11 protein-coding genes are annotated in these 12,576 nt (G+C 58.0%); 1 reads left to right on the forward strand and 10 read right to left on the reverse strand.

Features of this window, described 5'->3' with window-relative positions:
- Positions 1-76: 76 nt before the first annotated feature.
- Together ACUVSA_RS00410 and bioB are read right to left on the reverse strand one after the other, a co-directional pair.
- Entirely contained in the window at positions 77-1,237 is a 1,161-nt protein-coding gene (locus ACUVSA_RS00410) for a response regulator (RefSeq protein WP_445893374.1), read from the reverse strand.
- Between the two features lie 354 nt (positions 1,238-1,591).
- Complete coding sequence (gene bioB / locus ACUVSA_RS00415; RefSeq protein WP_445893375.1) at positions 1,592-2,611, reverse strand: biotin synthase BioB; 1,020 nt, start codon at positions 2,609-2,611, stop codon at positions 1,592-1,594.
- 264 nt (positions 2,612-2,875) lie between these two features.
- On the opposite strand from bioB, the gene rpmB reads away from it, so the two are divergent.
- On the forward strand, positions 2,876-3,070 hold the full coding sequence (gene rpmB, locus ACUVSA_RS00420) for a 50S ribosomal protein L28 (protein ID WP_445893376.1): 195 nt from the start codon (positions 2,876-2,878) through the stop codon (positions 3,068-3,070).
- A 27-nt stretch (positions 3,071-3,097) separates the two neighbouring features.
- Here rpmB and ACUVSA_RS00425 read toward each other — a convergent pair whose 3' ends face one another.
- The 8 genes from ACUVSA_RS00425 to aroE form a co-directional block, all read right to left on the reverse strand.
- Complete coding sequence (locus ACUVSA_RS00425) at positions 3,098-3,895, reverse strand: dihydropteroate synthase (RefSeq protein WP_445893377.1); 798 nt, start codon at positions 3,893-3,895, stop codon at positions 3,098-3,100.
- Positions 3,879-4,484 carry a cyclodeaminase/cyclohydrolase family protein gene (locus ACUVSA_RS00430; protein WP_445893378.1) on the reverse strand — a complete coding sequence of 202 codons (606 nt, stop codon included), beginning with the start codon at positions 4,482-4,484 and terminating at the stop codon, positions 3,879-3,881. The genes ACUVSA_RS00425 and ACUVSA_RS00430 overlap by 17 nt, the downstream gene beginning before the upstream one ends.
- A gap of 45 nt (positions 4,485-4,529) precedes the next feature.
- Positions 4,530-6,677: a RelA/SpoT family protein gene (locus ACUVSA_RS00435; RefSeq protein ID WP_445893379.1), complete on the reverse strand. Its 2,148-nt coding sequence runs from the start codon at positions 6,675-6,677 to the stop codon at positions 4,530-4,532.
- Between the two features lie 13 nt (positions 6,678-6,690).
- On the reverse strand, positions 6,691-7,776 hold the full coding sequence (gene ispG, locus ACUVSA_RS00440; RefSeq protein WP_445891377.1) for a flavodoxin-dependent (E)-4-hydroxy-3-methylbut-2-enyl-diphosphate synthase: 1,086 nt from the start codon (positions 7,774-7,776) through the stop codon (positions 6,691-6,693).
- Between the two features lie 138 nt (positions 7,777-7,914).
- Positions 7,915-8,919 carry an elongator complex protein 3 gene (locus ACUVSA_RS00445; protein ID WP_445893380.1) on the reverse strand — a complete coding sequence of 335 codons (1,005 nt, stop codon included), beginning with the start codon at positions 8,917-8,919 and terminating at the stop codon, positions 7,915-7,917.
- On the reverse strand, positions 8,919-10,412 hold the full coding sequence (gene dacB / locus ACUVSA_RS00450; RefSeq protein WP_445893381.1) for a D-alanyl-D-alanine carboxypeptidase/D-alanyl-D-alanine endopeptidase: 1,494 nt from the start codon (positions 10,410-10,412) through the stop codon (positions 8,919-8,921). The genes ACUVSA_RS00445 and dacB overlap by 1 nt, the downstream gene beginning before the upstream one ends.
- Positions 10,413-10,424: 12 nt before the next feature.
- Positions 10,425-11,726: a 3-phosphoshikimate 1-carboxyvinyltransferase gene (gene aroA, locus ACUVSA_RS00455; RefSeq protein WP_445893382.1), complete on the reverse strand. Its 1,302-nt coding sequence runs from the start codon at positions 11,724-11,726 to the stop codon at positions 10,425-10,427.
- 1 nt (position 11,727) lies between these two features.
- Positions 11,728-12,576 (reverse strand): shikimate dehydrogenase, encoded by an 849-nt coding sequence (gene aroE / locus ACUVSA_RS00460; RefSeq protein WP_445893383.1) that lies wholly within the window; start codon positions 12,574-12,576, stop codon positions 11,728-11,730.

Consider the following 12,576-nt stretch of genomic DNA (forward strand, 5'->3'; position numbering starts at 1 on the left):
TGGAGCGTGGAAGGGACCGGACCTTCTTAGACAAGCTCCTTTGCCGGGCGGAAAGCTGGCGGCTGAGGCCGTACTGTCAAGACTGCGGCTGAGGCTTCGGTGCGGCGTCTTGAGATGTCTGGAGGAATTTGGCGGCATCGCGATGTTCTTTCGCCAGCCTATCAATGCCAACCTTTTCGTAGATATGAGCCAAGAGGAGATGGACCCTGATGATGAAAGATTTTTCAAACTCTTTGGAACGCCGCAGAAGTTTGACCAAGCCGTCTCGAGCCTGCGGCGCATGACCGCAAGCGGTGAGAATCTGAGCCAACAGAAAGGCGGTTTCCGCATCCCTTTCCACGGCCTCATGGTAGACGCTCAGAGCCAGGCGCGCCACATCGGCTTGGAGCACACTGAATCGATAAAATTTCGCCAAAATGACCGCCAGAACCTTGGGCCGATGCCGCACACTGCCCACCACGAATTCAAAACAGGCGATCCCCTGTTCCATATCCCCTTTGGCAAGGGCCAAAGGTCCCAGTTCCAGGGCCACATCGCGGCGATCGGGACGGGCATGATAGAGTCGCACCAAAATAGCGTAGAGTTCGTCCGTGCGGCCGCTTCTTCGATAAAATTCCTTCAGCCGGTCCATGGACTTCACGTGCAAAGGATTCAGCTCTACCGCCTTGCGGTAGGCGTTTTCCGCCTCTTCCACCAACCCCGCCTTTTCCAACGCTTGCCCGAGCCAGTAATGGCCGATGGGATTGGATGGATTTTCGTGGACGGCTTCCCGAAACCACATAATCGATTCCTGAGGAGCCGCCTCCAAGGTGGCCTGACCGGATAAAAGCAATTGCTGATAAAGGCTCGGCTTCGTGCGCCGTTCCATCAGTTCGTCGATGCGACGGTCCAGATCCGCAGGGGTGAAAGGCATCAGAAGATACCCGTCGGCATCCGTTTCAATGGCTTGGGCCACCAATTGCTCCGTGGCCTTTCCCGCCACGAGAATCACCGGAAGGCTCTTCGTGGCCGGCTGCGAGCGCAGCTTTTCCAAAAGTTCAAAGCCGTCCAGGCGGGTCATGCGCAAACTGGTGATCACCACATCGACCCGCTGCCCCGACTCAAGCCATTGAAAGGCCTCCACACCATTTTCCACGGCATGCACGCGCTGATACCCCAGGTTACGAAGGGTCGCGTTGATGGTTCGACGCAACGGCGGGTCCCCGAAGACGACAAGCACGTGAGATGGTTTGCTCACAACCCCGTCGTTCACCACAGCCTCTTTCCGTTCTGCTTTTTCTTCATAGAGCGATGAGCCATCGGCCGCACTTGAAATTCCACATACCACACTTATTCCCTAAACGGAAAATCCTCCGCACATGGATTTCAAAAAACGACACATCATGCTCACGCAGAATCAGTCAAGAAAAAGGGGGTATGAAGCCTTTTCATTCGCCGAAAAACTTTGGAAGCACTGGCACGCTTCATTGGAAGTCGAACCAGGCGGCTTGAAACCCTGTCCAATAAGGCCCTCCCATGGCTTTTGGACAAGCCCCCACGCTCGACGAATGGACCGTGTCTTCCCGGTCCGTTCCTCGACCATCAATTGCCTTCAGGTTTCCACCACATTTTTGCACTCGCTCAACGCATGGTCTGCCCGGCCTTTGGGCCTGGGTCGTAACTGCATGAGCGCGAGAAGTTCCCGGTCCGCATCATAGTTTCTTCCCTTCGTGGTGAGGTAATTTCCGGTCATTATCCCACTCGCCCCCGCAAGAAAGACGAGTGGGTGGAGTTCTTTAAGACGATATTCCCTTCCTCCACAGATGATGAGTTCCTTGTCAGGCAACACGAACCTCAGAATAGCTATAATCTTTAGACATTGGAGAGGGGATGGACCAGGAAGATGACCAAGCCTCGTTCCGGGTATGGGAGTAAAAAAATTGACGGGCACGGCATCCACGTCCAGTTCCTTCAGAACAAGGGCCAATTCCAGCACCTGCGCGAAGGTCTCACCCATTCCAAAGATGCCCCCACTGCACACCTCCAATCCCACATCCTTTGCGGTCCTTATGGTCATGACGCGCTCTTCAAAGCTGTGGGTCGTACAAATGGAAGAAAAATAACTTGGGGCTGTCTCGAGATTGTGATGATACCGGGTCAGGCCCGCCTGCTTGAGCTGTTTGAGGTCCTCCCTGGAAAGAGTGCCCAAAGACGCACAAAGGCCGACCCTTTCTTTAGGAGCTGCTTCAAAAGCCAGGCACAACTCTTGGATATCCTTTGACAGCAATCTTCTACCGCTGGTCACCACGGAGAATCTGTGGACATCTTTCCCAAGACATTCCATGAAATCCAAGATTTTGTCCTTACCCACAAATCCATAGACAGGGACATTTGTATGGGCGTAGCCGGACTGAGCACAAAACCCACAGTCCTCCGAACACCTGCCGGATTTGGCGTTTTGGATCATGCAAAGGTGGATACCGTCTCCAAAGAAATGCTCTCTGATGCTATTGGCAGCAAAAACCAATTCCCATATGTTGTGATCCTGGCATTCAATGACGCTCAAGAGTTCCGATCTCGAAAGTTCTTTGCCTTTCAAAACCTTTTCCGCGAGTTGAAAAAATTCGGCCATATTTCTGTCCCTCAGGCTTTTTTGGTGTGCCTTTTGTTCGTCAAAAGTTCAGCGACTCCTGTGAAAGTGCATCTTCATGGAAAAAGCTTTCGCGCTTGTTCGGTCATTCCAGAAGGTGTTCGCAGAATCAAGAGATCAATTTCCTTTGACACCATGGACGGGCTTGTGCTAACAGAGCCGGTTCGTTACGGTAAGGCCAGCGAGCAACGTAAAAATATAGCGTTTTCGATTCGGGACTTTGACCCATTGAGAAAGGACCACGCCATGAGTCGCACATGCCATTTTTGTGGGAAGACGCCTCATGTGGGGCATAACGTGAGTCACGCCAACAACAAGACCAAAAAAGTCTGGTACCCCAACCTGCAGCGCGTGCGCCACGTGCATTCAGACGGGACGATTCGCCGCGTGCGAGTCTGCACCCGTTGTATTCGATCCGGCATGGTGGTGAAGCCCGCCTGAAGCGGCGGTGGACGTGGGGATCCCCTTTTATGAACCATTGAGCCCTCCTTCAAGTTGCCCATCCGTCACAAGGTTTTTGATCGCTCGGTAGGAACCCAGAAAATCCGGCTGGACCGTGTCCGCAAGGACCATGTCCAGACCGGCTCCGGCCAACACGGCCAGGCAACGCATTTCTACGTCCAGGGAATACCATTTTCTTAAGCCGCTTCTCAGGTTGGATAATCCCACCATCGTCCGCACGGGTTCGGGAAAAATCGACCAGCCCGAAAGCATGCGCACTGTCTTGACCACTTCGCGCACATGGTGCGCCGCATTGGGCCAGCTGAGATTGGGCAGCACGGGATCAAAGATGAGCCGATGAGGCGGCACGCCCGCCGCAACAGCCTTTTCTCGAAGCTCCACGGCCAGGGCCAAGCGTTCTTCCATGAACACCGGAACCCGGGACCGTTCGTCCATCAGAAGCACCACCAAAGGTGTTTCATATTCCACGGCCAGAGGAAGGATGCCGTCGATCTTGTGGGGCTCTCGGGACAAGGCACTGAGTATGGGCGTCCTGCGGCATACGGCCAAACCTCGCGCCAGAATCTCAGGGTGTGGACTGTCCAAAATGAGTCCTCGATCCGTGACGCCTTCCACCGTTTCCACCAGAAAGGCCATGCGATCGTAATGGCGCTTGGAAAGGTAGCCGGGATTGAGGTCGATCCAATCCACGCCGGGGGCGGTGCACCGACGCACCAGTTCTTCAATGGGGCGGGGGTCCAGGTCGCGAAGGGCCTGAGCCAATCGCGGTTTCAGGGCATTGAGATTATCAGCGGCCAGCTTCAATGTATCCCTTGAGTGCCTTTCTCAAAAGGTGCAGTTGGTCTTCCCCTGCCGCCCGCTGGGCGCATAAGATCTGCACCAGGTCTTCACGACCTTGCATGTCCTTGATGCGTTCGGCATTGGCCAGCCCGATCCAAAAAGCCCCCTGCACGGCCGATCCCAGAAATTCCGCGGCCACGGCCACATCGGCCCATAACCGGCGGGCACAGCGCTCGCCCACAGCGTGGGCCGTCTGCAGAGCCTTAGCACTGGTTTCCATGATGGTCGCAGGCACTCGTGATGCGTCCACCGCCGCTTCATCCTGATCTTTGGAGGCCTTTTCGGCTTTTATGGCCTCAGCCAGCCGACGGTAAGCTTCCGCGTCTTCCCCTCGCAGCCGCTGAAAATCCTCGGCCAGGGCGAGGATCTGGTCCAGCACAGCACTCCACCACCGCTTGTGATGCAAACCCTCGGAAGCCCGATTTTTTTCCAGCACGGCCACTTTCTGCAGAAGGCACACGGCCGTGAGCGCCCCGTGGGCGGCGGCCGATCCACCACCCGGATCGGGTTGTGGGCGTTTCAGCGCATCCAGAAAGGAGTCATCCACCGGCATGGGCACCCAGCCTTCAAACACTAAGGGTAAGCCAAAGGCTTGCGGTCATTCGCTGGCCCGGACCACTTCATACACGTTCTTTTCGTTGCGAAGCGCCGTCATCACTCGGTTCAAGTGCTCGCTATCCCGGACCTCCACCCGGAATCGACAGTGCGCCGCACCGGTCCCCGTGCGATGAATGCGAAAATCATTGACGGTCACATCCATTTGTCCCAGGAGGGTGCTCAAGGCCCCCACCGTGGCCCGATCCCCGTCGTAGACCACCTTAATGTCCACCGGATACGTTTGGGCTTCTCCGGTATCCCACTGCACCTCAATCTGGCGCTCTTCGTCACCGGTTCCCGCGTTTTTGCAAGAGCGCCGATGAATGGTGACGCCGCGGCCTCGAGTGATGTAGCCCACAATGGGTTCTCCCGGCAGGGGACTGCAGCACTTGGCCATGCGAAAAAGGACATCGTCCACCCCTTGCACTCGAATGCCTTCGTCCGGCTTGGCCGGCTTTTTCCGCTCCGGCGGCTTTTCCTCCCGAGGCTCCTCCTCTGGCGCTTCGGGCAAAGGCAACCGTCCGATGAGCTGCACAGGGGAGACCTTCTTGTAGCCGACGCTGGCCAACAGATCATCGACGGTGCGCAGAGAAAACTGCCGTGCCGCTTCCAACAGTTCTGGAGAATTGATGTAATGGTTGAAGTTCAGGCCGCGTTTGCGGAATTCCCGCTCGCAGATTTCCCGGCCCATGGCGATGGACCGATCCCGTTCTTCCGTCTTGATCCAATGGCGAATACGGCTTCGCGCCTTGCTGCTCTTGACGAAATTCAGCCAGTCCTTGCTGGGCTTGTGGTTGGGCGCCGTAATGATTTCCACGGTGTCCCCGTTGTTGAGTTCCGAGCGCAAGGGCACGATCTTTCCATTGACGCGAGCCCCGACGCAGCGATGCCCCACTTCCGTGTGCACCGCATAGGCAAAGTCGATGGGCGTCGCGCCGCGCGGCAACACTTTCACATCGCCGTCGGGTGAAAAGACGTAGACCTCGTCGGGGTACAGATCCAGCTGAAAGCTTTCAAAGAAACTTTTGGGATCTCTCCACCCCTTTTCGGGCTCCAGCAATTGTCGCAACCACGAAAACCGTTCCGTCTCCTCCCGGCTCACCCCTTCCAACGGGCGTCCTTCCTTATAAAGCCAGTGGGCGGCGATCCCTTCGTTGGCCACGCGGTCCATCTCTTCGGTCCGAATCTGGACCTCCATACGCTCCTGATGCGGCCCAATGACCGTGGTGTGCAGGGATTGGTACATGTTGGGTTTAGGCCGGGCGATGTAGTCCTTGTACCGGCCCGGCACAGGTTCCCAGAGGGCTTGGACCAAGGCCAAGATTTCATAACAGGCCGGTACGGAATCCGTGATGATGCGAAAAGCAATGAGATCGTAGATGCGATCCAGGTCTAGGTGTTGGGCGACCATCTTGCGGTAGATGCTGTAGAGGTGCTTCGGACGTCCCAGCACACGGCCTTTGAGGTTGTTTTCCTGGAGTTTCTCCGCAAGAACGCGACGAACTTCCTCGATATAGAGGCGCCGTTCCATTTCCGTCTTTTGCAGACGCGTTTGCAGTTCGGCAAAGGCGTCCGGATACAGAGCAGCAAAGGCCCGGTCTTCCAGTTCCACCTTCATCCATTCGACGCCCAGGCGGCTGGCCAATGGGGCATAAATCTCCATGGCCTCACGAGCCAAGGCTGCCTTTTCGCCATCGGAAAATCGGTTCACCACCCGGGTGTCGTGCAGCACATCGGCCAGCTTGATGAAAATAACGCGCACGTCTCGGGTCATGGCCAGAATCATCTTGCGCAGGTCTTCCGCCTGTTTTTCCTTTCCCTCCTCAAGGCGAAACTGAGATACGCGATGCACGCCGGCAACAATGCCCGCCACATGCTCACCCATCTGATCCTTGAGATCTTCGGCGGACAACATGCCGTCGTCCAGAACATCGTGGAGAAAACAGGCCGCCACCGTGTGGTCGTCCATCTGCAGGCGGGCCATCAGGGAAGCGGTTTCCAGGTAATGTTCCAGGTAAGGTTCCGAGGGCAACCTGGACTTCCCGCTGTGCGCCTTGGCACACAGGCTGTAGGCCCGCCGCATCAAAGCCACGTCCGCCTCGGGAAAATATCGCAACACCTGGTCTTCGATTTGAAAATACTGCGTCACCGTCTCTTCCGCCTCACGGCCCCTGAAGGGTTTCTCCCGTCATGGCCTGCACTTCTTCAAGCAACCGTTCCAGCACTTTTTCTTCGGGCACCTTTTCCACAAGTTGACCTTTTTTAAATAGGATGCCATGGCCTCGCCCGCCCGCAATGCCCACATCCGCCTCTCGAGCCTCCCCCGGGCCGTTAACGGCGCACCCCATGACCGCCACCTTCAGTGGCGTAGCCACGTGCCGAAGCCGCCGTTCCACTTCCTGTACCACGTCCATCAGCTTCCATTCCGTGCGGCCGCACGTGGGACAGCTGATCACGTCGACCCCGCGGTGTCGAAGCCCCAGGGAACGCAAAATGGCGTAGGCGATGGGCAGTTCTTCTTCGGGATCCGCCGTCACGGAAACGCGAATGGTATCTCCAATGCCGTCCGCCAGCAAAAGACCGATACCTAAAGCGGACTTCACAGCTCCCAGCACGGCGGGACCCGCTTCGGTGACCCCCACATGCAACGGCACGTCGGAACACGCGGCCAGTCGGCGATAGGCTTCCACAGTGGTGAGAACATCGGAAGATTTCAAAGAAACCTTGAAATCCGCCATGCCGCATGCCGCCAGAAAGTCCATGTGCCTCAGGGCACTTTCCACCATCGCCTCGGCCGTGGGTCCTCCATGCTTAGCCAAAAGATCCCGTTCCACCGAACCGCTGTTGACCCCGATGCGAAGGGGCACACCGCGATCCCGCGCTTCTTGCGCCACGCGGCGCACCTTGGCCGAATCTCCAATGTTTCCCGGATTGATGCGAAGACCGTCGGCTCCGGCCCGCAAAGCCCCCAAAGCCAGACGGTGGTCGAAGTGAATATCGGCAATGATTGGCACGGTCACGGCCTTTTTGATTCGCCCGAGGGCTTCCACGGCTTCCGCATTGGGCACCGCCACGCGGACGATCTCGCACCCCGCCTGCACCAGCCTTTGAATTTGCGCCACAGTTGCGGCCACGTGGCGCGTGTCCGTGTTGGTCATGGACTGAACCACCACGGGCGCGTCACCCCCAACGGGCACGTTTCCCACACGAATCTGGCGTGAAACTCGACGACGCGGCGCTCCCTGCACAAAAACCTCCCTGACCCTGCCCGCCGAGGATTCTAACGAGCCCGGCTCGCTTGAGCAACGGATCCTGAACCAAAAACCCCCTCAAAAACACTCCAAGGCCAAAGCACGGCTCCCTTTCACCTGCTTCATGAAGGGAACTCACCTTTCATGAACGGAAAAATCCTCCATTCCCTCCACACCCAGCACCTTCACCGATGCAAGACGCCAACGGTTCTTCCAATACACCACATTGGAACGGCCGGGACCGATGAGTTCGCACACGCGATGCCTCGGCCCCTGAATTTCCACGTGCCGCCCCTCAAAATGTCCTTCAGCCATGATCGCATCCACGCGACGCCTCCACAGACGCACACGCACCAGGTAGCCCAGCGCCGCGTGATCAGGACCAGCCACCACGAGGCCCGGGCGGCGCAAAATTTCCGTGGTCTGCACACCGATGCGAATGACTCGAATGCCCCGATGGGTCAAGAGCTCATAGGCTCGAGCGCACCGCTCCACAGCCTCATCCACCGTCAGGGGTGTGTAAAGACCCTCGTGCACCCAGCGTTCCAAAACGGTCCCCTTAAGGACCAGCGTGGGATACAAGCGAACGAAGTACGGTGCAAACATGAGGGCTCGTTCCAAGGTTTTTTCGAAAGAATTGCGGTCTTCGCCGGGAAGTCCGACCATGAGTTGCAGTCCGACGGACCAGCCTGCAGCGCGGACTCGCTCCATGGCTTCGGCCACATGGCGCACTGTATGGCCTCGCCGGCAACGGAGCAGCACGCGCTCATCCAGGCTTTGGGCTCCGATTTCCACCGTGCGCACAGGAAAAGATAAAAGCTTGGCGATGACCGTGGGCCCAAGGGCATCAGGCCGGGTGGAAAAGCGAATACCCGTAAAGGCGCCCCGCAGCACCCCCTGCGCCGCCTCATGCAAGAGCCGGTCTAAGGCCTCGTCGGGAATCTGCGTAAAGGTTCCACCGTAGAACGCGATCTCCCCGGGTTTTGCAGTGCGCAAAGCCCTTCGAGCCATCTCTTTGACGTACTGAAGCACGGCTTCCCAAACAACGAGACCCCGCACAGAGGTGATGGCCTGCTGATCACAGTAAATGCATTGAAAAGGGCACCCCGCATGGGGAAGAAAGATAGGATAAATACGCATTATGGCCCTTTGGCCGCAACAAGGCGAGGAATATCAGTGACAAAGGCGTCCAAAGCTTCCCGAGCCTTCCACGGGTTGGCGACACCGTTCATAATCACCGTCACGGCGTAGGCGGTGCCCGAAATGTTGCCGATATAGCCGCTGAAGCCGACCACGTCCCTCAAGGTACCCGTCTTGCCCCGAATGGTGTAGTCCGCCGCACACGCCTTCATGCGCTTGCGCAAGGTGCCTTCTTCGCCCGAACGGGCAAAAGAGGCCAGAAACTCCGGCCCCACCTCCCAGTCTCGGTGCGCCGCCATGAGCACCCGGTTGAAAGCGGCGGCACTGACCCGAGTGGTGCGTGTCAAGCCCGATCCCGAGTCCAAAGTCCTTTCGGCCGCGGACACTCCCAGCTCCGCCAGCACATCCTGAACGACGCGACAGCCCTTGGCCAAAGACCCCGGGAACCCGTAAACATGGAATCCCAACACGCGCAGAATCATTTCCGCCATAAAGTTGTTGCTGTATCGGTTCAACCCGTAGAGCACATCGCTCAAAGGAGGGGATTCCAGCCGATAGATCAGAAAGGCTGGATCCGGCAGAGGTCTTGGGCCCGCGTCGGCGCTCTGCACCGCGATGCCGGCGTCCTTGAGAGCGTGCCGAAAAGTGAGTGCAGCAAACCGTTGAGGGTCCTGTATGTTCGTGCGGTATACCGCGGTCTGAAAAGGTTCATCCGGTTTTTTGCCGTGAACGCGAAAGGTTTCCCGCCCGTCATCTCCCACCCCCAAGGATTGAAGGCCAACCCCGGGATTTTTGGTCTGCGCCGCCCATTCTTGGCGAAACACCGCATAGTCCGTTGAAGGAAAGGCTCGAATGTCATGAGACGCCGACTTGCCTTTTCCCGGAAGGATTTCCACATGCACCGTGTTGTAGTTGAAAGCCGTTGCCGAGATGACAGGGTTATGGGGACGATCGCATTGATTGTCCAGACACAGGTGTTCGAAAGGCGGATCAAAGGCCGAATCATCCACGAAGATGCCCCCTTGGACTTTTTCGATACCCTGGGATCGCACCTTCTGAGCAAGCAGCCAAATCCGTTCGGGAACAAGAAATGGGTCCCCATAGCCCTTGATCCACAGGTTTCCCGAAAGCACGCCGTGAAGCGGTTTTCCATCAGCCCAGATTTCCGTGCGGAACCGATACTCCACCCCCATGACTTTGAGCGCCGCGTAGCTCGTGAGCAGCTTGACGAGGGAAGCCGGCACCAAAGGCTTGCGGGCTTCGTATTCCCAAAGGACCGTTCCGGAAGGCAGAGCCGTCACCTGAACGCTTAATTCCTCACAGACCGCCTGCATGGCTTGGCCATGCTCAGTCCACGTGAACGCTTTCGTGGAACGTGGCCCGATCTTTTTTTCCGGCTTGTCCACCGCCTGCAGGTTCCCGGACCACCCCAGCACCGCCCACAGCAGGCACAACCCCATCCATCTCCAAGAACCCTTCTGAAGCTTGCGCATGGTTTCCCGCCGTCACGCGTTTTCTTTTCGGGACTGTTGCACAAGATCGTTCAATGCCGTCCAAAATCCGGGAAAGGATTTGGCCACTGCAGAGGCCCCTCGGATCGTCGTACCCGGCACCCTCAGACCCAAGACGGCAAAGGCCATGGCCATGCGATGATCATTGTAGGTGGTGATGGCGTCGCCCCGCTGAGGTGGTCCCTGAATACGCAACCCGTCAGGGTATTGTTCCACAGAGACGCCCAGGCGCTGCAGTTCCGTGGCGACGGCATGAAGACGATCGGATTCCTTGATGCGCAGATGGGCCACGTTGGTGATGGTGCATGGTCCGTCCGCAAAGGCGCATACCACCCCCAATGTGGGCACCATGTCCGGCATGGCGTTCATATCCACATGCACGGGCTGAAGCCGATCCGGCCCCCGCACCCGCACGCCGCGATCTTCCCACTGAATCCTGCAGCCCATGGTGCGCAGCACGTCCAAAAAGCGACAATCTCCTTGAAGAGTGCTTGGGGAAAGAGGGTACGTGAGCACGTCGCCGTGCGTCAAGGCGGAAGCCGCCCAAAAATAGGATGCCGACGAACAATCGCCTTCCACTTCCAAGCGGAAACCGCTCAAGCGCTGCGGCGCCGGCACCCGTATGGCTCTCGGTTCCACCTGAAAAAACTCCAGACCCACTTCCGCCATCATGGACAAGGTGATGGTCACATAGGGAAAGGACGCCACAGGGTCCTTCCAGCGCACCAGCACAGGGCCTTGAGCCTGCGTCGCAGCCATGAGCACGGAAGACAGATACTGACTGCTTTCAGAAGCATCCACCAGGGTTTCGCCGGCGAGCAACCCATTGGTTTGCAGCTCCAAAGGCGGACACGAACCGTGACCCAGAAAACGCACATTGACCCCGAGGGGCTTGAGGGCATCGGCCAATGGGCCCACAGGACGCTGTCGAAGCCTGGCCGAACCGTCAAAGAGAAAAGTGCCCCGCCCCACGGCCGCAAGCCCCATGAGCAGCCGAAGGCTAGTGCCGCTGTTGTTTAAAAACATGGGTTCAGGGCTGAAAACCCACCGATGGGGCGCCGGGCGCACGCGGATCCTTGAGCCCTGCCAGTGGATCCCCACCCCCAAACGGCGCAAGGATTGCGCCGTGACGCGTGTGTCTTCGGCGTCCAAAGCGTTTTCAATGACACATTCCTCGTGGGCCAGAGCCGCTAGAATGAGGGCCCGGTGTGTGACGGACTTGGACCCCGGCACGGCAACCTCTCCTCGAAGCCTGGACACACAAGGAATGGCGCGCGTATCGGCCGATTCATTCATATCAAGCCTTTCCTTTGTGTTGGCGGGCCGCTCTGCGCAGGGCTTCACGCATGGCCGCTTCCGGAGCAGGGCGATTCAACCACCAGAAAAACTGTTCGATGCCTTGATAAAGCAGCATTTCGAGGCCGTCCACCACGCGAGCCCCCCCCGCCTTGGCCTGTCGTAAAAACGGCGTCTCCAGAGGAGCGTAGACGATGTCCATGACGACCATGTGCGGCAAGAAAAAATCCGGAGGCACGTGGAATTCGTAAGGACGGCCCGACATTCCCGCGCTGGTGGCTTGCACCACAACCTGCGGCCGCACGCGTTCAAAGCTTTCAAGAGGCACCCAGGAACATTCCAGAGCGGCGGCCAATTCCTGAGCTCGATCTTCGGTGCGGTTCGTAATGACCACATGAGCCCCGGCTTGCATCAATCCATACACCACGGCGCGCGCGGCTCCGCCTGCACCGAAAACCAGTGCCGTCACACCTCGAAGGGGATGAAAGCGTTCCAACGCCCGCACGGCTCCAAGCCAATCCGTGTTGCGCCCTTCCCAACCGGTCGGTGTGCGTCGCAGGGTATTGACGGCGCCGATGCGCTGCGCCGCCGCATCCACCTGAACGCACCGTTTCATCACGTCCTGCTTGAAAGGAGCCGTCACGCTCAGCCCCTGAAATCCCAAGGTGTCCAGCACGGCCAGAGCCTCGGCCAGATCGTCCGTTTCCAAAGCCAGGTAACAGGCCTTGAATCCCAGAATGTCGAAAGCGGCCTGCATCATGGCGGGACTCAGGCTATGCCCTGCGGGACGGCCGATGACACCAAAAAGATCGTGTTGCACCGATCGCACCACGGCACTCGTCGCTCTCAC

The sequence above is a fragment of the Desulfosoma sp. genome, from assembly GCF_052743555.1.